This window comes from Serratia sp. G204Y (assembly GCF_051172435.1).
Classification (GTDB): Bacteria; Pseudomonadota; Gammaproteobacteria; order Enterobacterales; family Enterobacteriaceae; genus Serratia; species Serratia sarumanii.
Window position 1 is genome coordinate 2,205,173 of sequence record NZ_JBPIZA010000001.1, and the last position, 21,172, is coordinate 2,226,344.

The 21,172-nt window shown below is 62.3% G+C and carries 19 protein-coding genes; 5 read left to right on the forward strand and 14 right to left on the reverse strand.

Annotated features, from left to right (window positions below; all coding sequences use genetic code 11):
• Positions 1–38: 38 nt before the first annotated feature.
• Entirely contained in the window at positions 39–1,736 is a 1,698-nt protein-coding gene (locus ACSBQQ_RS10710) for an NAD-dependent malic enzyme (RefSeq protein WP_033637726.1), read from the forward strand.
• A 169-nt stretch (positions 1,737–1,905) separates the two neighbouring features.
• The gene (gene sanA, locus ACSBQQ_RS10715) at positions 1,906–2,649 is read left to right on the forward strand and encodes an outer membrane permeability protein SanA (RefSeq protein ID WP_060428321.1); all 744 of its coding nucleotides are present in this window, start codon (positions 1,906–1,908) and stop codon (positions 2,647–2,649) included.
• 66 nt (positions 2,650–2,715) lie between these two features.
• Here the strand turns inward: sanA and mglC are convergent, their stop codons facing one another.
• The 7 genes from mglC to ACSBQQ_RS10750 form a co-directional block, all read right to left on the reverse strand.
• Positions 2,716–3,726 carry a galactose/methyl galactoside ABC transporter permease MglC gene (gene mglC, locus ACSBQQ_RS10720; protein WP_004938953.1) on the reverse strand — a complete coding sequence of 337 codons (1,011 nt, stop codon included), beginning with the start codon at positions 3,724–3,726 and terminating at the stop codon, positions 2,716–2,718.
• An 11-nt stretch (positions 3,727–3,737) separates the two neighbouring features.
• A complete protein-coding gene (gene mglA, locus ACSBQQ_RS10725; RefSeq protein WP_033637724.1) occupies positions 3,738–5,246 on the reverse strand; it encodes a galactose/methyl galactoside ABC transporter ATP-binding protein MglA in 1,509 nt (502 codons plus the stop codon).
• A gap of 99 nt (positions 5,247–5,345) precedes the next feature.
• Positions 5,346–6,338, reverse strand: coding sequence for a galactose/glucose ABC transporter substrate-binding protein MglB (gene mglB / locus ACSBQQ_RS10730; RefSeq protein WP_039566832.1), 993 nt, complete (start codon positions 6,336–6,338; stop codon positions 5,346–5,348).
• Positions 6,339–6,602: 264 nt separating this feature from the next.
• Positions 6,603–7,640, reverse strand: coding sequence for an HTH-type transcriptional regulator GalS (gene galS / locus ACSBQQ_RS10735; protein WP_033646782.1), 1,038 nt, complete (start codon positions 7,638–7,640; stop codon positions 6,603–6,605).
• Positions 7,641–7,767: 127 nt separating this feature from the next.
• The gene (gene yeiB, locus ACSBQQ_RS10740) at positions 7,768–8,940 is read right to left on the reverse strand and encodes a DUF418 domain-containing protein YeiB (RefSeq protein WP_060387474.1); all 1,173 of its coding nucleotides are present in this window, start codon (positions 8,938–8,940) and stop codon (positions 7,768–7,770) included.
• A gap of 79 nt (positions 8,941–9,019) precedes the next feature.
• Complete coding sequence (gene folE, locus ACSBQQ_RS10745; RefSeq protein ID WP_004938969.1) at positions 9,020–9,685, reverse strand: GTP cyclohydrolase I FolE; 666 nt, start codon at positions 9,683–9,685, stop codon at positions 9,020–9,022.
• Positions 9,686–9,929: 244 nt separating this feature from the next.
• Positions 9,930–11,087 (reverse strand): YbfB/YjiJ family MFS transporter, encoded by a 1,158-nt coding sequence (locus ACSBQQ_RS10750; protein WP_060387473.1) that lies wholly within the window; start codon positions 11,085–11,087, stop codon positions 9,930–9,932.
• Positions 11,088–11,192: 105 nt separating this feature from the next.
• Between ACSBQQ_RS10750 and ptrR the strand changes: the two genes are divergently transcribed.
• From ptrR to fghA, 3 genes are read left to right on the forward strand one after another with little or no spacing between them, the layout of a single operon-like run.
• Positions 11,193–12,113, forward strand: a complete 921-nt coding sequence (gene ptrR, locus ACSBQQ_RS10755; RefSeq protein ID WP_033654969.1) for a putrescine utilization regulator PtrR — start codon at positions 11,193–11,195, stop codon at positions 12,111–12,113.
• Positions 12,114–12,143: 30 nt separating this feature from the next.
• Positions 12,144–13,268 carry an S-(hydroxymethyl)glutathione dehydrogenase/class III alcohol dehydrogenase gene (locus ACSBQQ_RS10760; protein ID WP_033637718.1) on the forward strand — a complete coding sequence of 375 codons (1,125 nt, stop codon included), beginning with the start codon at positions 12,144–12,146 and terminating at the stop codon, positions 13,266–13,268.
• Between the two features lie 14 nt (positions 13,269–13,282).
• Positions 13,283–14,125, forward strand: coding sequence for an S-formylglutathione hydrolase (fghA, locus tag ACSBQQ_RS10765; RefSeq protein WP_033654970.1), 843 nt, complete (start codon positions 13,283–13,285; stop codon positions 14,123–14,125).
• Between the two features lie 38 nt (positions 14,126–14,163).
• Here the strand turns inward: fghA and ACSBQQ_RS10770 are convergent, their stop codons facing one another.
• The 7 genes from ACSBQQ_RS10770 to ACSBQQ_RS10800 all read right to left on the reverse strand — a co-directional run bounded on the left by ACSBQQ_RS10770 (position 14,164) and on the right by ACSBQQ_RS10800 (position 21,127).
• Positions 14,164–14,478: a CcdB family protein gene (locus ACSBQQ_RS10770; protein WP_019454426.1), complete on the reverse strand. Its 315-nt coding sequence runs from the start codon at positions 14,476–14,478 to the stop codon at positions 14,164–14,166.
• A 2-nt stretch (positions 14,479–14,480) separates the two neighbouring features.
• Complete coding sequence (locus ACSBQQ_RS10775) at positions 14,481–14,717, reverse strand: type II toxin-antitoxin system CcdA family antitoxin (protein ID WP_029988820.1); 237 nt, start codon at positions 14,715–14,717, stop codon at positions 14,481–14,483.
• Positions 14,718–14,823: 106 nt separating this feature from the next.
• Entirely contained in the window at positions 14,824–15,732 is a 909-nt protein-coding gene (gene gsiD, locus ACSBQQ_RS10780) for a glutathione ABC transporter permease GsiD (protein ID WP_170929825.1), read from the reverse strand.
• A 9-nt stretch (positions 15,733–15,741) separates the two neighbouring features.
• Entirely contained in the window at positions 15,742–16,662 is a 921-nt protein-coding gene (gsiC, locus tag ACSBQQ_RS10785; RefSeq protein WP_033646790.1) for a glutathione ABC transporter permease GsiC, read from the reverse strand.
• Positions 16,663–16,714: 52 nt separating this feature from the next.
• The gene (gene gsiB, locus ACSBQQ_RS10790) at positions 16,715–18,250 is read right to left on the reverse strand and encodes a glutathione ABC transporter substrate-binding protein GsiB (protein ID WP_033646792.1); all 1,536 of its coding nucleotides are present in this window, start codon (positions 18,248–18,250) and stop codon (positions 16,715–16,717) included.
• Between the two features lie 23 nt (positions 18,251–18,273).
• Positions 18,274–20,151, reverse strand: a complete 1,878-nt coding sequence (locus tag ACSBQQ_RS10795; RefSeq protein WP_033646794.1) for a dipeptide ABC transporter ATP-binding protein — start codon at positions 20,149–20,151, stop codon at positions 18,274–18,276.
• 19 nt (positions 20,152–20,170) lie between these two features.
• Positions 20,171–21,127 carry an isoaspartyl peptidase/L-asparaginase family protein gene (locus tag ACSBQQ_RS10800; RefSeq protein ID WP_033646796.1) on the reverse strand — a complete coding sequence of 319 codons (957 nt, stop codon included), beginning with the start codon at positions 21,125–21,127 and terminating at the stop codon, positions 20,171–20,173.
• Positions 21,128–21,172 lie beyond the last annotated feature (45 nt).

Consider the following 21,172-nt stretch of genomic DNA (forward strand, 5'->3'; position numbering starts at 1 on the left):
CGGCAATAAAGTTATCTGATACGTGAAGAGTAAAACTGATGGAACTAGAATACGAAAGCAAACGCCCGCTCTACATCCCTTACGCCGGCCCGATTCTGCTGGAATTTCCGCTGCTGAACAAAGGCAGCGCTTTCACCGAGGAAGAACGTAGCCACTTCAACCTGCACGGCCTGCTGCCGGAAGCGGTGGAAACCATCGAAGAACAGGTGGAACGCGCCTACCGTCAGTATCAGGATTTCAAGAACGATAACGACAAGCACATCTACCTGCGCAACATCCAGGACACCAACGAAACCCTGTTCTACCGCCTGCTGGACTCGCACCTGAGCGAGATGATGCCGATCATCTACACCCCGACCGTCGGCGAGGCCTGCGAGCACTTCTCCGATATCTATCGCCGCGCGCGCGGGCTGTTCATCTCCTACCCGAACCGCGATCGCATCGATGACATGCTGCAAAACGCCACCAAGCAGAACGTCAAGGTGATCGTGGTCACCGACGGCGAGCGCATTCTCGGCCTGGGCGACCAGGGCATCGGCGGCATGGGCATTCCGATCGGCAAACTGTCGCTGTACACCGCCTGCGGCGGCATCAGTCCGGCCTACACCCTGCCGGTGGTGCTGGACGTCGGCACCAACAACCCGCAACGCCTCAACGATCCGCTGTACATGGGCTGGCGCCATCCGCGCATCTCCGGCGAGGAGTACCACGCCTTCGTCGAAGAGTTTATTCAGGCGGTCAAACGCCGCTGGCCGAACGTGCTGCTGCAGTTCGAAGACTTCGCGCAGAACAACGCCACCCCGCTGTTGAACCGCTACCGCGACGAGATCTGCTGCTTCAACGATGACATCCAGGGCACCGCCGCGGTCACCCTCGGCAGCCTGATCGCCGCCAGCCGCGCCGCCGGCAGCCAGCTGCGCGATCAGACCGTCACCTTCCTCGGCGCCGGTTCCGCCGGCTGCGGCATCGCCGAGCAGATCATCGCGCAGATGAAGTCCGAAGGGTTGAGCGAAGACGAAGCGCGCGCCCGCGTGTTCATGGTCGACCGCTTCGGCCTGCTGACCGACAAACTGCCGAACCTGCTCGACTTCCAGAGCAAGCTGGTGCAGAAGAGCGACAACCTGGCCGGCTGGGAAACCGCCAGCGACGCCATCTCGCTGCTGGACGTGGTGCGCAACGCCAAGCCGACCATTCTGATCGGCGTGTCCGGCCAGCCGGGGCTGTTTACCGAAGAGCTGATCCGCGAGATGCACAAGCACTGCGAACGCCCTATCGTGATGCCGCTGTCCAACCCGACCTCGCGCGTGGAAGCCCGTCCGGAAGACATCATCAACTGGACCGACGGCGCCGCCCTGGTGGCGACCGGCAGCCCGTTCGCGCCGGTGAGCTATAAAGACCAGCTGTACCCGATCGCCCAGTGCAACAACTCCTATATCTTCCCCGGGATCGGCCTCGGCGTGCTGGCCTCCGGCGCCACCCGCGTCACCGACGCCATGCTGATGGCCGCCAGCCGCGCGCTGGCGGACTGCTCGCCGCTGGCCACCGACGGCCACGGCGCGCTGCTGCCAAATATCGACGATATTCAGGGCGTGTCGAAGTGCATCGCCATGGAAGTGGGTAAAGCCGCGCAGCTGCAGGGCGTGGCGATCGTCACCTCCGAAGACGCGCTGTCGAAAGCCATCGAACACAACTTCTGGCGGCCGCAATACCGCAGCTACAAGCGCACCTCGTTCTGAATGGCGCGCTGAAATGACCCAGCCCGGCTCCGCCGGGCTTTTTTGTGCGACAAAAACGCCGAAAAATGCGGCGGCGCGCGTGCTTCAGGCGGTTCACGTCTTGCGTAGGTCGGTCAGGTAAAGTAGCCTTGATCCATCTTTTTCAGCCCGGCGCGCGTAAGGCAACAACATGTGGAAACGCCTGATCATCAGCCTGTTCATCTTCATTGCGGTGTTGATGGGTTCGGCTATTGCGCTCGATCGCTGGATCAGCTGGAAAACCGCGCCTTACGTCTACGACGAACTACAGGCATTGCCGCACCGCCAGGTCGGCGTGGTGCTCGGCACCGCCAAGTATTACCGCACCGGGGTGATCAACCAGTACTACCGTTACCGCATTCAGGGAGCGATCAACGCCTATAACAGCGGCAAGGTGAAATACCTGCTGCTGAGCGGCGACAACGCCCAGCAAAGCTATAATGAGCCGATGACCATGCGCCGCGATCTGATCGCCGCCGGCGTGGCGCCGAGCGATATCGTGCTGGACTACGCCGGCTTCCGCACCCTGGACTCCATCGTGCGCACCCGCAAGGTGTTCGACACCAACGATTTCATCATCATCACCCAGCGCTTCCACTGCGAGCGCGCGCTGTTCATCGCCCTGCACATGGGCATTCAGGCGCAGTGCTACGCGGTGCCGTCGCCGAAAGACATGATGACAGTGCGCGCCCGCGAGATCTTCGCCCGCCTGGGCGCACTGACCGATCTCTATATCCTCAAGCGCGAACCGCGCTTCCTCGGCCCGCTGATCCCGATTTCCGCCATGCACAACGTACCGGAAGACGCCCAGGGCTATCCCGCCGTTTCGCCGGAACAGCTGGTCGAGCTGGAGCACAAGCTGAAAGAAGAGAAGCAGAAAGCCAAACAGCCCTGACGCGGCAAACGCCCAACAGAAAGGCCGGCATATTTTGCCGGCCTTGTCGTCTGTACTGCGGTAAATCTACTTCTTCTTGGCGTATTTCAACGAGTCCAGCGCCACGGCGAAGATGATGATGCTGCCCTTGATGATGTACTGCCAGTACGGGTTGATGCCGATATAGGTCAGGCCGTAGTTGATGACGGTGAAGATGATCACCCCGGTCACCACGCCCCACACCGTACCCACCCCGCCGGCGAAGGAGACGCCCCCCACCACGCAGGCGGCGATGGCGTCCAGCTCATACATAAAGCCGAGGTTATTGGTGGCGCTGCCGATGCGCCCCGCTTCCAGCAGGCCGCCGAAGGCGTAGAACACGCCGGACAGCGCATAGATCATGATCAGGTTCAACGGCACGTTGACCCCGGACACCTTGGCCGCTTCCGGGTTGCCGCCGATGGCGAAAATGTTCTTGCCGAAGCGGGTCTTGGTCCACAGGATCCAGACGAATATGATGGCGATCAGCGCATAGAAGGTAATGTACGACAGCTTAAAGTCGCCGAAGCGCAAGAAGCCCTGGGCAAAGGTGGAGAACTTCGGATCGAAGCCCGCCACCGGCGAAGCGCCGACCGAGTCGTAATACAGCGAGTTGATGCCGTAGACGATGATCATGGTGCCCAGGGTGGTGATGAACGGCGTCACGTTGAGATAGGCGATAATCAGGCCGTTAACCAGGCCGATCACCGCGCCGACCGCACACACCAGCAGGATAACCAGGGGAATCGACCAGGTTTCCATGTGCGGGAACACCTTGTTGACGTTATCCATCGACTGCAGCAGCGTGGCCGCCACCACCGCCGCCAGCCCCACCTGCCGCCCGGCGGACAGGTCGGTGCCCTGGGTCACGATCAGCCCCGCCACGCCCAGCGCGATGATGATGCGCACCGAAGACTGCGTCAGGATGTTGCTCAGGTTCATCAGGCTGAGGAAGGTAGGATCCTGAATGATGATGATGGCCAACAGCACCAGCAACACCACGTAAATGCCGCCTTCCTTGAAATAGGTAAATAAGGTTTTTTTATTTAGCGCGTTCATAATTCCGATCCTTAAAGGTGCAGGGAGGCGAGACGTAAGATTTCATTTTGCGAGGTCTGTTTGGTGTTAACGATGCCCGCAACCTGACCATTGCTCATCACCAAAATACGGTCGGTGATCCCCAAAAGCTCCGGCATTTCGGACGAGACGATAATGATCCCCTTGCCCTTCTTCGCCAGTTCGGTCATCAGCTGATAAATCTCGAACTTGGCGCCCACGTCGATGCCGCGCGTCGGTTCATCCAGCATCAGGATCTCCGGCTGCGTCAGCAGCCAGCGGCCGATGATCACCTTCTGCTGATTGCCGCCGGACAGCGAGCCGATATGGGTGTGATGCCCCGGCGTTTTCACCCGCATGGCGTCGATCACCCACTGGGTGTCGCTCTTCATCCGCGCGTTATCCAGCAGGCCGAGCTTGTTTTTATAATTGCGGATATTGGAGATCAGCGAGTTGAAGCCCACGTCGAGGTAAGCGTAAATCCCGGTGGATCGGCGCTCTTCGGTCACCAGCGCAAAACCGTGGTTGATCGCTTCGTTGGCGCTGTGGTTATCGATCGCTTTTCCGTGCAGCTTGATGGTGCCCGCCACCTTTTCGCGAATGCCGAACAGCGTCTCGACGATATCAGTGCGCTTAGCGCCCACCAGCCCGGCGATGCCGAGGATCTCGCCTTGGTGCAGATCGAAGGACACATCGCGGATCGAGGGCTGGCGCAGCGACGTCAGATTTTTCACCTCGAGGATCACCTCACCCGGCGTGTTCTGCCTGTCGGGGAAGCGCTGGCTGAGCGAGCGGCCGACCATCATGGCGATGATCTTGTCCATATCCAGCCCTTCCAGCGGTTGGGTGGCGATCCACTGGCCGTCGCGCAGCACCGTTATCTCGTCACACAGCTGGAAGATCTCTTCCATCTTGTGCGAGATATAAACGATGCCGCAGCCGCGCTCTTTCAGCTTGCGGATGATGGTGAACAGATGATTGACCTCTTTCTCCGTCAGCGAGGAGGTCGGTTCATCCATGATGACGATTTTGGCGTCGTAGGAGAACGCCTTGGCGATTTCGATCATCTGCATCTGCGACACCGACAGGTTGCCCACCTTTTCGCGCGGGTTGATGTCGATATCCAGCTCGTCGAAGATCGCCTGGGTGTCTTTGAGCATTTTTTCCTGATCGACGAACAGGCCTTTGGTCGGGTAGCGCCCCAGCCACATATTGTCCATCACGGTGCGTTGCAGCACCAGGTTCAGCTCCTGGTGCACCATGGAAACGCCGTGCTCCAGCGCTTCCTTCGAACTCTTGAAATCGATCTCCCGGCCCTGAAACACAATGCTGCCGCTGTCTTTTTTATAAATGCCGAACAGGCATTTCAACAAGGTCGATTTCCCCGCGCCGTTCTCCCCCATCAGGGCGTGAATCGAGTGCGGACGGACGCGTAAATTGACATTGTCCAAGGCTTTGACGCCGGGAAATGACTTACAGATATCCGTCATTTCCAGCAAAAATTCGCGTGAGCTATCGGCCATAAATACACCTGGCTTAACTGTCTTGCAGTCGTAAACATCCCCGCCGGCGGTATTCCTGGTGTTGGCGCCGCAGGCGGGGTCTTAGCGGGATCTCAATTCTTATTTAACAAACTGAGACAGGTTGTCTTTATCTACGCCGACGTAAGGAATACGCACGACTTTATTTTCGATTTTATATTGGGTGCCTTCGGTGGCCGGTTTGCCCGCCGCCAGGTTTTTCGCCAGCTCGAAGGTGGCTTTCGCCTGGTTGTCGGCGTCGTTCAGCACCGTGCCCGCCATCGCGCCGGATTTCACCAGCGCCAGCGCCTCAGGCAACGCATCGACGCCAAACACCGGGATAGTGGTCTTGTTATGCGCCTTCAGCGCTTCCACCGCGCCCATCGCCATGGCGTCGTTGTTGGCGATCACCACTTCAATCTTGTTGGCGTTCGGGCCGGAGAGCCAGGCATCCATCTTGTCTTTCGCCTGCGCGGTATCCCACATCGCGGTATCCATCTGCAGCTGCTGGGTCTTGATACCTTTTTCATTCAGCGTTTTCACCACGTAGGTGGTGCGCGCTTCGGCATCCGGGTGGCCCGGCTCGCCTTTCAGCAGTACGAACTGGATCTGGCCGTCTTTGTTCAGATCCCAGGCCGGGTTGGCTTGCCAGTGTTTGGCGATCAGCTCGCCCTGGATCACGCCGGATTCTTTGGAGTCGGTGCCGACGTAATACGCCTTGTCGTAGCTGTCCAATGCCTTGCGGGAAGGCTCTTTGTTGTAGAACACCACCGGGATATCGTTTGCGCGCGCCTTATCGATAACCACCGGCGCCGCGGCCGGGTCGACCAGGTTGATCGCCAGCGCTTTCACGCCCTTGGCCAGCAGCACGTCGATCTGATCGTTCTGCTTGGACTGGTCGTTCTGCGAGTCATTCATCAGCAGGGTGACGTCCGGTGAAGCCTTGGCGTCCTTCTCGATCGCCTTGCGCACCACCGACATGAAGTTGTCGTCGTACTTGTAAATCGTGACGCCAATACGGGTGTCAGCATGGGCTGCGGCGCCAAACATCATGGCTGCGGCCATGGCGGCCAGGGTGAAAACCTTCTTATTCATTGTCAGTCTCCGGTTCTGTGTAGGGTATTACTCGTCTTTGAGCCAATGGTCACCGGCAGTGCGCACACCCCAGGCCAGGCGATTTCCACTCAACACCTGCCGTCCGTGGATTTTGTTATTTCCGAGAAATGCTGTGTCAGCGCGAGATAAAGGTTGCAGCGGCAAGGGCCTTTGCGCCGGAAAACGCCTAGAGCATAGACGGCGTGATGTTAATATTCTGTGAATTTTCTCACAGATTGAAAACGGTTACACAAGATTAAATCGTCAGAGAGTGACCGTCGCCTCACTTTGCCAGGGGGCGACAGAATGGCGCCGCACCAGCGTCGGCATGAACAGATGAGCGGCCTGCGGCTCCGTCAGGCCTGCCGCGCCCTGCAACGCCAGCTCGGTGGCCAGCGTGGCCATCGAGACGATCGGGTAGCGCACCGTGGTAAGCTTGGGGCTGGTGTAACGCGCGATGGGGATGTCGTCGAAGCCGATCAGCGAGAAATGCTGCGGCACCGTGATACCGTTTTCTTTCAGCACCGCCATGGCGCCGGCGGCCATGGCGTCATTGTAGGCGAACACCGCGCTCAGCTGTAAGTTGCGCCCCAGCAGCTCCACCATCGCCGCCTCGCCGCCCTGCAGATCCGGCGAACCGTAGGCGCGCCAGTTGTCGGGCGTGGCCAGCCCGGCGGCGGCCATCGCCTGCGCATAGCCCTGCTGGCGCAGCGGCCCGTCTTCGATCGGGTGATTGGAGCCCAGATAGCCGATGCGCCGATGGCCCTGCGACAGCAAAAGACGCATCGCCATTTCCGCGCCGCAGACGTTATCCAGCCCGACGCAGCGCGGCTCATAGCCGGGAATAATCCGGTTGATCAGCACCATGCCCGGCACCTGCTCCAGAAAGCCGATCAGCTCGGCGTCGCTCAGGGCTTTAGCGTGAACAATCAGGGCGTTACAGCGCTGGCGAATCAGCACTTCGATCGCGTGGCGCTCTTTGTCCGCCTGATGATAGCTGTTGCCGATCAGCAGGTATTTGTGGTGTTTCTGCGCCACCGTGTCTACCGCTTTCACCAGCGCGCCGAAGAACGGATCGGAGACGTCCATCACCACCACGCCCAGGGTATCGCTGCTTTGGGTCGCCAGCGCCTGCGCGTTGGCGTTGGGGCGATAGCCCAGCTCCGCCACCGCCTGCAGCACCTGCTCGCGTGTCTCCTTGCTGGTCAGCGCGCTGTGATTCAGCACGCGGGAGACGGTCGCCACGGAGACTCCGGCGCGTTTCGCCACGTCGCGGATGGTGATCGGATGAACTGGAGGCATGCGGGATCCTGAAATCGGGGTAGTGGCCGGTGGCGCTATCCTACCCCGATTGGCCCGCTGCTCTGCGTGAATTGCGTCACAGGAAAGAAAACGTTTACATACATTTTTTTAACCTGCTGGCAGGCGCTCACTTCAACGCCCTGGGTTCCGCTTCGCCGGCGGCCAGCTGCGTCAGCCTGCGCCACAGCCACTCCATCGGCCCCTGCTCGAAGTAACGCAGCCACAGTGCGGAAAACGCCAGGTTGGCCAGCCAGACCAGCGGCACAAATGCCAACAGCTGCAGCCGGTCGAACTGCTCATAGAGGCCGAAGCGATAAAACAGCGTGGTGCAGATCAGCGTTTGCAGCAGGTAGTTGCTCAGCGCCATACGTCCCACCAGGGTCAGCCAGTGGGCGATGCGCATGCGCGACAGCGTGGGCCAGAAACCGTAACACAGCGCCAGATAGCCCATCGCCTGCAGCGGCGCGCCCAGTTCGCGCGGCACCTGCAGCAGGAAACCGCTCCAGCGATAGTCCCAATGCACCTGCCATTGCAGCGCCACCGCCGGCAGCTGGATCAGCACCGAAAGCGGCAGCAGCCACGCCGCCTGCCGCAAATAATAACCGGAGGAATAACTGCCGCGCAGCCAGCCGCTGCGCATCAGCCCGGCGCCGAACAGCATCAGCCCCGCCAGCTCCCAGCCATACTGCGCGCCGATGGCCAGCAGGCTGGACGAGAGCAGATCGGCGCGGCTGCGCCAGGCTTCGAAACCGCCCTGCAGCTTCCAGAACTTCTCGTACTGCAGCTCCGCCGCGCCCGGCTGCCAGAAGCTGCCCGGCTCACCGTGCGAGATGAAGCCGAGCAAAAGCAGCACCGCCACGCCGATCAAATACAGCACCACGCCGGTTTTCAGCAGCTGGAAGGTTTCTTTGGCTTCGCGGATCATGCGCCAGCACACCAGGCCGATCAGCCCGTAGGCCAGCAGAATGTCGCCGTCCCACAGGAAGATGGCGTGCGCAAGGCCGAACAGCAGCAGCCACGACAGCCGCGCGCGGATCCAGCTTTTGCCGCGCCGCAGCAGCATTTGCAGCCCGGCGCCGAACAGCAGCGCGAACATCGCCAGGAACTTGGCCTGGGCGAACAGATCGAGCAGCGCCCAGGTCCAGGCGTCGCGCGATGACGGCATGCCCAAATAGGCCGGGTTGAGGTAGGCGGCCTTCGGCAAGCCGAAGGCGCTGATGTTCAGCAATAAAATGCCGAGGATGGCGATGCCGCGCACGCAGTCCAGCGTGGCGATGCGCGGCAGAGGATGACTGTTCATTTTTTATCGCTGTCTTCCGCTCATGAAAAAGGCGCCCTCAGGCGCCTGTTGTCGTCGTGCGGGTCGCCCCGCAACGCCATCACCCCTGGTGATGACGCACCGCGCGCAGGAACTCCTGGCGGGTATTCTGGCTGGACTTGAACAGCCCCCCCAACGAAGTGGTGGTGGTGGCGCTGGTCGCGTCGCGGATGCCGCGCGCCTTGACACAATAATGGACCGCATCGATCGATACCGCCACGTTATTGGTGCCGAGCAGGGTCTGCAGCGCCACCAGGATCTGCTGGGTCAGGCGCTCTTGCACCTGCGGACGCTGGGAGAAGAACTGCACGATGCGGTTGATCTTCGACAGGCCGATCACCGAGTCTTTCGGGATATAGGCCACGGTGGCCTTGCCGTCGATGGTCACGAAGTGGTGTTCGCAGGTGCTGGTCAGCGTGATATCGCGCACCGTCACCATCTCATCCACCTTCATCTTGTTCTCGATAACGGTGATTTTCGGGAAGTTGGCGTAGTCCAGCCCGGAGAAGATCTCGTCGACATACATTTTGGCGATGCGATGTGGCGTCTCCGCCAGGCTGTCATCGGACAGATCGAGGTTCAGCAGCTGCATGATTTCGGTCATGTGCTCTTTGATGCGGCGCTTGCGCGTTTCGCGATCCAGCACTTCCCCGCGCAGCGGCGTCTCCAGACCACGCTCTTCCAGCGCCGCATGCACCAGCGCGGCTTCTTTACTTAATGATGTCATGTATTTGTTCTCCTGCGGACGGAACCCGCCGGCGGCCTGGTAGGGCGTGCGGCCAGCGAATTGCTTGCTCTCGTGACGGCAGAGTTTTCGTGGTGGATAACGTGAACCCGGTCAAGATTTTGCCCCCACTGTAGATGAGAGCGCGGCGATTATCCAGTGATTGTGCTTCATCCGCAGGTGAAATATTCGCATTTAGCACAATCAGGCCGGCTGCGGGATTCCACGCTTTTTGTATGGATTTCAATCACCGCATCGCCGTTTTTTGCGCCAACCGCCGCGCCGGGGTATTCACCACCAGCGCACCGGCCACCAACAGCGCCGCCACCGCCACGTACAGCGCCGGCTCCAGTCGATGGGTCAAGGCGGTCGACAGCGCCGACAGCATCGGCCCGACCAGTTGGCCGATCGCATAACCGGTGGTCAGCAACCCGGCCATGTAGCGCGCATGGCGCGACGCCAGTTCACGGCCGTGCTGAAGGGCGAGCTGCACCACGCAGAGGAAGCCGCCGCCGGTCAGCAACGCCCCGAGCGCCAGGCCGGCCACGCCCGGCACCACTTCGGCGCTCAGCACGCCCAGCGCCTGTATCCACAGCGTGATCGCCAGCCGGCTCTGGGTGGTCAGCCGATGGCGGGTCAAAATGCCGATAACGATCCCCAGCACCGCCGCGCCGCCGAACACCGGCCAGACGAACTGCGCGAACAGGCTGCCGGGAAAACGCGCCGCCGCCATCTGCGACAAGAACGTCGCCGGCAGGATGTAGCCGAACCCGGCCAGGCTGTAGCTCCACACCAGGCGTTTGAGCGCCGGCGTCAGCAGCAGCGGTTCCGGGGCCACGTCCGGGCGATGCAGCTCGCCGCTGCGCGGCAGAAAGGCGCTAATCGCCCCCACCAACGCCAGCGCCGGCACGCCATACACCAGCCAGGCCTGCGCCGCCGTCAGCCCCAGCGTGTTGATGCCCACCGCCAGCATGCCGCTGAGGAAGATACCGGCGCCCGGCCCGGCGAACACCGCCGCGCTCAGCGCCGGCCGGCCGTAGTGCGCCAACCGCTCATTGGTCCAGGCCGCCACCAGCACCATCGCCCAGCCGCTGGCCCAGCCGATGACGAAGCGCAGCGCGCCGTGCGTCCATTCATCCTGCGCCAGCGCCGACAGCAGCGTCAGCGCCACCGCGCCCCACACGCCAAGCCACAGGCGCCGCTCGACGTGGCGCGTGGCGCGCATCGCGTCGTAGGCGCCGCACAGGTAGCCCAAATAGTTGATCGCCGCCACCAGCCCGGCGCCGGTCAGTGTGAACTGGTGTTCCGCGATCATCAGCGGCACCTGGGGGGTGAAAGCGAAGCGGCCAATGCCCATCGCAACGATCAGCGCGGCAAAACCGCTCAAGGCAATACGTAAAGCCATATCGGCATCCAAAAGGTTAAAAGAAAGTTGCCAGTATCATGCCGCAGTATTAAACTCACAAAAACTGAATAATACTAATCAAGTTCATCACGAAACGAGAATATTATGGATCTGACCCAGCTTCGCATGTTCTGCTGCGTAGCGGAAACCGGCTCGGTCGCCCGCGCCGCCGAGCAGTTGCACCGCGTGCCGTCGAATCTGACCACCCGACTGCGCCAGCTCGAACAGGAGCTGGGCGCCGATCTGTTTATCCGCGAAAAACAGCGCCTGCGCCTGTCGCCGATGGGCCATAACTTTCTGTGCTACGCCAACCGCATCCTGGCGCTGAGCGACGAGGCGATGAGCATCACCCACGCCGGCGAACCGGCGGGCAACTTCGCCCTCGGCTCGATGGAGAGCACCGCCGCTACCCGCCTGCCCTCGCTGCTGGCGGCTTACCACCAGCGCTTCTCGCAGGTTTCGCTGTCGCTGACCACCGGCACCTCCGGCGAAATCGCCGATCGGGTGCGCGCCGGCACGCTGGCCGCGGCGCTGGTCGACGGCCCGGTACCCTATGACGAGCTGAACGGCTGCATCGCCTATCCTGAACATATGGTGGTGATCTCCTGTCTCGATCACGCGCCGATCCACAGCGCCAAAGACGCCAATGGCGAGACGCTGTTCGCCTTTCGCGCCAGCTGCTCCTACCGCCTGCGGCTGGAGGCCTGGTTCAAGCGCGAAGGCGCACGGCCGGGGCAAATTATGGAGATCCAGTCCTATCACGCCATGCTGGCCTGCGTCGCCAGCGGCGCCGGGCTGGCGATGATCCCGCATTCGGTGCTGAGCCTGCTGCCGGGTCATGAGCGGGTCCGGGTTCACCCCCTGCCGCCGGACGTGGCCGACACCGCCACCTGGCTGCTGTGGCGCCGCGACGCGTTCGGCCCGAACGTGCGCGCGCTGAAAGAGTTGATTATTGAACAGACGGAAACCGCCGCTGTTGATGAAAGCACCCCCAACGATTTATCAGACGTTGTCGATATCGCCTGATTTAAAAAGAAAACCACTGAGGAGACTATGATGGAGATGATCAAAACCCGCGCCGCCGTTGCCTGGGGCCCGAACCAGCCGCTGAAGATCGAAGAAGTCGAGCTGATGCCACCGCAAAAAGGCGAAGTGCTGGTGCGGATCGTCGCCACCGGCGTTTGTCACACCGACGCCTACACCCTGTCCGGCAAAGATCCGGAAGGCGTGTTCCCGGCGATCCTCGGCCACGAGGGCGGCGGCGTGGTGGAAGCGGTCGGTGAAGGCGTCACCAGCGTGGCAGTCGGCGATCACGTGATCCCGCTCTACACCCCGGAGTGCGGCGAGTGCAAATTCTGTAAATCCGGCAAGACCAACCTGTGCCAGGCGATCCGCGCCACCCAGGGCAAAGGGCTGATGCCGGACGGCACCACCCGCTTCTTCAAGGATGGCAAGCCGATCTTCCACTACATGGGCACCTCCACCTTCTCCGAGTACACCGTGGTGCCGGAAATCTCACTGGCGAAAATCAACAAGGAAGCGCCGCTGGAAGAAGTGTGCCTGCTGGGCTGCGGCGTGACCACCGGCATGGGCGCGGTGATGAACACCGCCAAAGTGCAACCGGGCGACACCGTGGCGATCTTCGGCCTGGGCGGCATCGGCCTGTCGGCGATCATCGGCGCGCAGATGGCCGGCGCGGGCCGCATCATCGGCATCGACATCAACACCAGCAAGTTCGATCTGGCACGCAAGCTGGGCGCTACCGATCTGATCAACCCGAAAGACTATGACAAGCCGATTCAGGACGTGATCGTCGAGCTGACCGACGGCGGCGTCGATTTCTCCTTCGAGTGCATCGGCAACGTCAACGTGATGCGTTCCGCGCTGGAGTGCTGCCACAAGGGCTGGGGTGAATCGGTGATCATCGGCGTCGCAGGCGCGGGCGAAGAGATCTCGACCCGTCCGTTCCAACTGGTCACCGGCCGCGTCTGGCGCGGTTCGGCGTTCGGCGGCGTCAAGGGCCGTTCGCAGCTGCCGGGCATCGTCGAACGCTATCTGGACGGTGAATTCGCGCTGAACGACTTTATCACCCATACCATGGGGCTGGAGCAGATCAACGAAGCGTTCGATTTGATGCACGAAGGCAAATCGATCCGTTCCGTCATCCACTTCGACCAATAAGCCAGGAGGCAGAGATGACGTTGTCATTGGAACTTCTCGAAGAGCACCGCATGTTCGGCGGCTGGCAGCAGCGCTATCGCCACGCGGCGCAGAGCCTGAATTGCAACATGACATTCAGCATCTACCTGCCGCCGCCGCGCGATGACAACCCGCCGCCGGTGCTGTACTGGCTGTCGGGGCTGACCTGCAACGACGAGAACTTCACGTTGAAAGCCGGCGCGCAGCGCATCGCCGCCGAGCTGGGCCTGGTGCTGGTGATGCCGGACACCAGCCCGCGTGGCGACGAAGTGCCGAACGACGAAGGCTACGATCTGGGCCAGGGCGCCGGGTTCTACCTGAACGCCACCCAGGCGCCGTGGGATCGCCACTTCCGCATGTACGACTACATCAGCGCCGAACTGCCGGCGCTGATCGAACAGCACTTCAGCGTCAGCGATCGTCAGTCGATCTTCGGCCACTCGATGGGCGGCCACGGCGCGCTGATAATGGCGTTTCGCAATCCGCAGCGCTTCCGCTCGGTATCGGCGTTCGCGCCGATCGTTAACCCGTGCCAGGTGCCGTGGGGCCGCAAGGCGTTCACCGCCTATCTGGGCAGCGACGAAAGCCAGTGGCTGCAGTACGACAGCTGCCATCTGCTGGCCAGCGGCGCGGAAAAAATGCCGGTCCTTATCGACCAGGGCGACGACGACCAGTTCCTGGCCGATCAGCTGCAGCCGGCGCGGTTAGCCGAGCTGGCGCGCCAGCGCGACTGGCCGCTGACGCTGCGCATTCAGCCGGGGTACGATCACAGCTACTTCACCATCGCCACCTTCGTGGAAGATCACCTGCGCTTCCACGCCGAGCACCTGTTCCGCTGATAAAAAATCCGGGCGGTTATTAAAGCGCCCGGATTTCTTCAAATACCGTCAAGAAGAAAGTCGATGGCGGCTTTTATCCTGGTCCGATACTGGGAAACATCACAAAACTCGGCCCCCAAAGCCCGAACCGGGATGCTGGCCATTTCATATGTCATCACGGCGTACTCGTTGTCATCAATCAATCTGATCAACGGGATCAAGCGTTCCGGTCGCGTACTCCCCGGGTATTTTTCAACGGGCAACAAAGGGATCACAACTCGACGATTTAATTGCCCAATGATATCGCTCGTCACATCAAGCAGCAGGGGATAAACCGCGCTGTTCCCCCTATTCGCATACACCGTAAATTGCATCGCTAAAACGTCCTGTATTCGTCGCTAAAGCAACCATGCTCATCATTAAATCGGTTAAGCGCTTCAAGCGCCTCTCGGTTTTCTTCCTGCCATTTTATCCTCTCATGCTGACGTAACTCAGCATCTAAAGCAGCAGTTAGCGTCGCGCTGAGATTAATCCCCGCCTCACGCGCACGGCTCAACAAACTGCGTTCCAGCGTCATGGTCACACTTTGCGTCGTTCGTTGTTTTACTGGCATCGGCACCTCTCTCACTCATTTTCGTGCAAACAACACGGTTTATTGAACGATAGTAGCATTGAGACGTCATTTGAGCCCGTTCAAATATGCGCCATACGTTAAAGCATCACCCCTTCAGCTTAGGATCGAGCGCGTCGCGCAGTCCGTCGCCCAACAGGTTGAACGCCAGCACGGTAATGAATATCGCCAGGCTGGGGAAGATCGCCACGTGCGGCGCGATCACCATATCGGCGCGCGCTTCGTTGAGCATCGCCCCCCACTCCGGCGTCGGCGGCTGGGCGCCCAGCCCCAGAAACGACAGGCTGGCGGCGGTGATGATCGAGGTGCCGATGCGCAGGGTGAAATAGACCACGATCGAAGACAGGGTGCCCGGCAGAATGTGCCGCAGGATGATGGTCCAGTCCGAAGCGCCGATGCTGCGCGCCGACTCGATATAGGTCAGGCGCTTCAGCACCAGCGTATTGCCGCGCACCAGGCGGGCGAAGGCCGGAATGCTGAAGATCGCCACCGCGACGATCACGTTGGCCATGCCGCTGCCCATGATCGCCACCACGCCGATCGCCAGCAGAATACCGGGAAACGCGAACAGCACGTCGCAGACGCGCATGGTGAGGCGATCCCACCAGCCCTCATAGTAGCCGGCCAGCAGCCCCAGCAGGGTGCCGATCGCCCCGCCCGCCAGCACCGAGAACACCCCGGCCGCCAGCGAAATGCGCGTGCCCATCAGGATGCGGCTGAAGATATCGCGCCCGAGAGAATCCACGCCCAGCCAGTGCATCAGCGAAGGCCCCTCGTTCAGCCGATCGTAATCGAAATAGTTTTCCGCATCGAACGGTGCCAGATAAGGCGCCAGCAGCGCCGCCGCAATCAGCAGCAGCACCAACAGACCGGCGACCAGCGCCGCCCGCTGGCGGCGAAAACGCCGCCAAAACTCGCCCCACGGCGTGCGTACCGCATTGGGGTCGATAAGCGGCATCGCCTTCAGTGCGGCGTTGCGCCGCCAATGCTTAATCATGCCGCGTCCTCATTGATAACGAATCGCCGGGTTGATCGCCGCGTACAGCATATCCACCAGCAGGTTGATCAGGATGAATTCCAGCGAGAACAGCAGCACCTCGGCCTGGATCACCGGGTAATCGCGCATCTCCACCGAGTCCACCAGCAACCGCCCCAATCCCGGCCAGTTGAACACCTTCTCCACCACGATCGAACCGCCGAGCAGGAAGCCGAACTGCAGCCCCATCATGGTCACCACCGGGATCATCGCGTTGCGCAGGCCGTGTTTCATCACCACCACGCTTTCCCGCACGCCCTTGGCGCGCGCGGTGCGCATGTAGTCTTCCTGCAGCACCTCGACGAACGAAGCGCGGGTGAAACGCGCCATCACCGCCGCCACCGCCGCCCCCAGGGTGACCGAAGGCAGAATGTAGTGTCGCCAGCTGTCGGCGCCCACCGTCGGCAGCCACCCCAGTTCGACCGAGAACACCTGCATCAGCAGCATACCGAGCGCAAAGGCCGGGAACGAGATCCCCGACACCGCCAGCGTCATGCCGAGGCGATCCGGCCAGCGGTTGCGCCACACCGCCGACACCACGCCGATCGCCAGGCCGAACGCCACCGCCCACAGCATGCTGGTGACGGTCAGCCAAAAGGTCGGCATAAAGCGCGAGGCGATCTCTTCGCTCACCGGGCGCTTGGACACCATCGAGATGCCGAAGTCGCCCCGCAGCGCGTTGACGAAGAAGTGTGCGAACTGCTGCGGCAGCGGCTGATCCAGCCCCAAATCCTTGCGCACCAGCTGCACCACCGCCTCGTCGGCCTCCGGCCCCGCCGCCAGCCGCGCCGGATCGCCCGGCAGCAGGTGGACGAACAGGAACACCAGCACCGCCACGATCAGCAGCGTCGGGATCAGGCCCAGCAGTCGTTTCAGAAAATAATTGAGCATCTCATTCCTTCCCCCGCCCGCCGACGCTTGGCCGCAGGCGGGGATGGGCGCCTTATTTCAGATCGGCGTTATCAAAGTTGAACGAGGTATCCGGCATCACGTAGAAACCGCTCAGCTGTTTGCTGTTGGCCGACAACAGACGTTCGGTCGCCAGGAAGATCCAGGGCGCATCGGCCCAAATGCGATCCTGCGCGTCCTGATACAGCTTCTGCTTCTCGGCGCGATCGGTGGTCGCCAGCGCGTCGGTCAGATCCTTATCCACCTGCGGGTTGCTGTAGAACGCGGTGTTGAACTGCTTCGGCGGCGCCGCCTGGGTGGAGAACAGCGGCGACAGCGCCCAGTCCGCTTCCCCGGTCGAGGCCGACCAGCCGGTGTAGAACAGACGCACGCCGGTGTCCTTCACCCCGACGCTCTCCACCTGCGCCGCACGCTGCCCGGCATCCATCGCCGTCACCGTCACTTTTACCCCCACCTGCGCCAGCTGCTGCTGGGTGAACTGCAGCACCTTCTGCGCGGTGCTGTGGTTGTGGGAAGACCACAGCGTGGTGGTGAAGCCGTTCGGGTAGCCGGCCTCTTTCAGCAGCTCGCGCGCCTTGGCCGGATCGTACGGCCACGGCTTATAGCGGGCAGCGAAGTCAATGGCCGGCGGCACCGGCCCTTCCGCCGGCACCGCGTACCCGGCGAACGCCACTTTGATCAGCGCGTCCTTGTTGATGGCATAGTTCAGCGCCTGGCGTACCTTCGGGTTGTCGAACGGCTTCTGAGTGACGTTCATGCTGATGTAACGCTGCAGGATCGACGGCGCGGCCACCACGTCCAGCTTGGCATTGCCCTCCAGCACCTTGGCCTGCTCGTAAGGGATCGGGAAGGCGAAGGTCGCCTCGCCGGTTTGCAGCATCGCCGCGCGGGTGTTGTTATCCACCACCGGGCGCCAGGTGATGCTGTCGAGCTTCGGCAGCCCCGGCTGCCAGTAGCCGTCGAACTTCTTCACCTTGACGAAATCGGTCTGGTTCCAGGTGACGAACTGATACGGCCCGGTGCCGACCGGGTGGAAACCGATCTCCTTGCCGTATTGCTTCAGCGCCGCCGGCGAGATGATCGCCGCCGCCGGGTGCGCCAGGTTGTTGACGAACGCCGAGAACGGCGCTTTCAGCACGATCTTCACCGTATTGGCGTCCACCGCTTCGGTTTTGTCGATCATCTTGAACAGGTTGTAGCGCTTGAGGTGGCTGTCCGGGTTGCTGGCGCGATCGAGGTTTACCTTCACCGCCTCGGCGTTGAACGCGGTACCGTCGTGGAATTTAATCCCCTGGTGCAGTTTGACGGTGTAGGTCAGGCCGTCTTTGCTGACCTCATAGCTGTCCGCCAGCACGTTCACCAGCTTCATGTCCTTGTCGAAGCCGAACAGCCCCTGATAGAAAGACTTGGCCACCGCCTGCGACAGCGTATCGTTGGCGTCGTAAGGATCGAGGGTGGTGAAGTTGGAGGCCACGGCGATCACCGCGTCCTTCGCCGCCCAGACCGGGCCGGTTCCCGCCGCCAGCAGTACGGCGGCCAACAGCGCATTGCGTTTGAATGTGTGCTTCATGTCGCTTGTCTCTCCTGAGGTCTTTAAAAAGCACCGGCGATCGGGTGGCGGGCGACAAAGTGCCCGGCGCCAACCTGCACCAGCGGTGCGGTAACGGGTTCATCGCCCAGCGCGCGCACCGGGCTCGGGATCTCATCGGCCGGCAGCGGCTGCCGTTTGTGGGCGTGGGCGGGATCGGCCACCGGCACCGCCGCCATCAGTTTGCGGGTGTAAGGGTGCTGCGGGTTGTCGAACACCGCCTGCCGTGGGCCGATCTCGACGATCTGCCCGAGGTACATCACCGCCACCCGGTGGCTGATGCGCTCCACCACCGCCATGTCGTGTGAAATAAACAGAAAAGCGACGCCGAACTCGCGCTGCAGGTCGAGCAGCAGATTGACGATCTGCGCCTGAATCGACACGTCCAGCGCCGACACCGCCTCGTCGGCGATCACCACTTTCGGGTTCAGCGCCAGCGCGCGCGCGATGCAGATGCGCTGGCGCTGGCCGCCGGAAAATTCGTGCGGGTAGCGGCGCGCATGCTCCGGCAGCAGGCCGACGCGCTCCAGCAGCCAGGCCACCCGTTGCTCCGCCTCGCGGCCGCGCATCACGTTGTGCACCAGCAGCGGCTCCATGATGGAAAAACCGACCGTCAGACGCGGATCAAGCGAAGCGTATGGATCCTGAAAAATGAACTGAATATCGCGCCGCAGGTGCTGCAGGGCCGGCCCCTTCAACTGATCTATCCGCCGCCCGGCGAAGGTGATGGTGCCGCTCTGGCTGTCCACCAGCTTCAGCAAAGAGCGCCCGGTGGTGGACTTGCCGCAGCCGGACTCGCCCACCAGCCCCAGTGTCTCGCCGGGGTAAAGATCGAAACTGACGTTTTCCACCGCGTGCACCCGGCGAGTAACCCGATTGAACAACCCGCCGCGCAGATCAAAGCGCGTAACCAGATGCTCCACCTGCAGGATCGGCGCGGCGCCGGGCGGCACGGTATCCTGCGGCGCCGTATCCCCCTCGCCGCCCGGCAACGGAAACTTCGCCGGCAGCGGCCGATCGGCCATCGCCCCCAGCTTCGGCACCGCCGCCAACAGCGCCCGGGTATAGGCCTGCTGCGGCGCGGCAAACAGCTCGCGCACCCGATTCTGTTCCACCTGCTCGCCGCGGCGCATCACCAGCACCCGATCGGCGATCTCTGCCACCACGCCCATGTCGTGAGTAATGAAGATCACCCCCATCTGCATCTCCCGTTGCAGCACGCGGATCAGCTGCAGGATCTGCGCCTGAATGGTGACGTCGAGGGCGGTGGTGGGTTCATCGGCGATCAGCAGCGCCGGCTTGCAGGAGAGCGCCATGGCGATCATCACCCGCTGGCGCATGCCGCCGGAAAGCTGGTGCGGGTAACGCCCCAGCACCTCTTTGGCCTCCGGAATACGCACCAGATCGAGCATGCGCAGCGCCTCCTGGCGCGCGCTGCGGCGATCCATGCCCTGATGCAGGCGCAGCGATTCGGCGATCTGCTCGCCGACCGGAAATACCGGGTTGAGCGAGGTCATCGGCTCCTGGAAGATCATCGCCATGTCGGCGCCGCGCACCGTGCGCAGCGTGCTCTGCGAGGCCTGCGCCAGATCGAGCAGCGCGCCGTCGCGCCGGCGCAGCGTCATGACGCCGCCGACGATGCGCCCGCCGCCCTGCTCCACCAGCCGCATCAGCCCCAGCGAAGTGACCGATTTGCCGGAGCCGGACTCACCGACGATCGCCAGCGTCTCGCCGCGATCGAGATCGAACGACAGGTTGCGCACCGCTGCCACGGCGCCGTCCGGTTGAGGAAAGCTGATGCTCAGATCGCGCACCGTCAGCACCCGCTGCGGCGGCAATGACGGCCCGCCGCTGGCGGCGGGTCGAAGTAAAACGTCGGTCATGCACCCTCCCGGTGAACGCTTAGCGGTAAATCCCGACGGACGGCGCATCGCCGACATAGCCAAAACCGCGATACATCCCCTCGCAGTTGAACGGCAGCGCGATATTGCCGTGGCGATCGACGGCGATCATGCCGCCGCTGCCACCGAGGGCCGGCAGCTTCTCCATCACCACCCGATCGCTGGCCGCCTGCAGGCTCAGATCGCCGTATTCGATCAGGGCGGAGACGTCATAGGCCGCCACGCCGCGCATGAAGATTTCGCCGGTGCCGGTGCTGGAAACCGCCACGGTGGCGTTGTTGGCATAGCAGCCGGCGCCGATAATCGGCGTGTCGCCTACCCGCCCGGCCTGCTTGTTGGTCATGCCGCCGGTCGAAGTGGCGGCGGCGAGGTTGCCCAGCGCATCCAGCGCCACCGCGCCGACGGTGCCGAATTTGCGATCGGGATCGAGCGGATCGCCGGCCTGCGCCGCGCCGTCGTGATCGAGCAATACCCGGCCCTGCTCCGCCTGGGCGCGGTGCAGCTGATCGAAACGTTCCTGGGTAAAGAAGAAATCGGGAGCGACCATTTCCAGGCCGTGGGCGGCGGCAAACTTCTCGGCGCCTTCGGCGGCAAACAGCACGTGTTCGCTATTTTCCAGCACCGCGCGCGCCGCCAGCACCGGGTTGCGGATGCGGCTGACGCCGGCGACGGCGCCGGCATCGCAGGTGCGGCCGTCCATCACGCAGGCATCAAGCTCGTGGGTGCCCTGATGGGTAAACACCGAGCCTTTGCCGGCGTTGAACAGCGGGCACTCTTCGAGCAGCCGCACCGCTTCGGTCACCGCGTCCAGCGCGCTGCCGCCCTGGGCCAGTATCGCCTGCCCGGCGGTCACGATCTCGGACAGCGCCTGGATATACTGCCGTTCTTTTTCCGCACTCAGCGCCGCCCGGGTAATTGCGCCCGCGCCGCCATGAATGGCAATCACTGGTTTGCTCATTTGCCTGACACCCTGTGTTAATCCCGCCGTTGCGCAGCGAATAAG

Excerpts from the sequence above, each read along its gene's own strand:
- ACSBQQ_RS10710 (WP_033637726.1), top strand. The coding sequence starts at position 39 with ATGGAACTAGAATACGAAAGCAAACGCCCGCTCTACATCCCTTACGCC.
- ACSBQQ_RS10795 (WP_033646794.1), bottom strand. The coding sequence starts at position 20,151 with ATGACCGACGTTTTACTTCGACCCGCCGCCAGCGGCGGGCCGTCATTG.
- gsiD (WP_170929825.1), bottom strand. The coding sequence starts at position 15,732 with ATGATTAAGCATTGGCGGCGCAACGCCGCACTGAAGGCGATGCCGCTT.
- gsiC (WP_033646790.1), bottom strand. The coding sequence starts at position 16,662 with ATGCTCAATTATTTTCTGAAACGACTGCTGGGCCTGATCCCGACGCTG.
- ACSBQQ_RS10770 (WP_019454426.1), bottom strand. The coding sequence starts at position 14,478 with ATGCAATTTACGGTGTATGCGAATAGGGGGAACAGCGCGGTTTATCCC.
- mglC (WP_004938953.1), bottom strand. The coding sequence starts at position 3,726 with ATGAACGCGCTAAATAAAAAAACCTTATTTACCTATTTCAAGGAAGGC.
- fghA (WP_033654970.1), top strand. The coding sequence starts at position 13,283 with ATGACGTTGTCATTGGAACTTCTCGAAGAGCACCGCATGTTCGGCGGC.
- mglA (WP_033637724.1), bottom strand. The coding sequence starts at position 5,246 with ATGGCCGATAGCTCACGCGAATTTTTGCTGGAAATGACGGATATCTGT.
- ptrR (WP_033654969.1), top strand. The coding sequence starts at position 11,193 with ATGGATCTGACCCAGCTTCGCATGTTCTGCTGCGTAGCGGAAACCGGC.
- sanA (WP_060428321.1), top strand. The coding sequence starts at position 1,906 with ATGTGGAAACGCCTGATCATCAGCCTGTTCATCTTCATTGCGGTGTTG.
- ACSBQQ_RS10750 (WP_060387473.1), bottom strand. The coding sequence starts at position 11,087 with ATGGCTTTACGTATTGCCTTGAGCGGTTTTGCCGCGCTGATCGTTGCG.
- yeiB (WP_060387474.1), bottom strand. The coding sequence starts at position 8,940 with ATGAACAGTCATCCTCTGCCGCGCATCGCCACGCTGGACTGCGTGCGC.
- folE (WP_004938969.1), bottom strand. The coding sequence starts at position 9,685 with ATGACATCATTAAGTAAAGAAGCCGCGCTGGTGCATGCGGCGCTGGAA.
- galS (WP_033646782.1), bottom strand. The coding sequence starts at position 7,640 with ATGCCTCCAGTTCATCCGATCACCATCCGCGACGTGGCGAAACGCGCC.
- ACSBQQ_RS10760 (WP_033637718.1), top strand. The coding sequence starts at position 12,144 with ATGGAGATGATCAAAACCCGCGCCGCCGTTGCCTGGGGCCCGAACCAG.
- gsiB (WP_033646792.1), bottom strand. The coding sequence starts at position 18,250 with ATGAAGCACACATTCAAACGCAATGCGCTGTTGGCCGCCGTACTGCTG.
- mglB (WP_039566832.1), bottom strand. The coding sequence starts at position 6,338 with ATGAATAAGAAGGTTTTCACCCTGGCCGCCATGGCCGCAGCCATGATG.
- ACSBQQ_RS10775 (WP_029988820.1), bottom strand. The coding sequence starts at position 14,717 with ATGCCAGTAAAACAACGAACGACGCAAAGTGTGACCATGACGCTGGAA.
- ACSBQQ_RS10800 (WP_033646796.1), bottom strand. The coding sequence starts at position 21,127 with ATGAGCAAACCAGTGATTGCCATTCATGGCGGCGCGGGCGCAATTACC.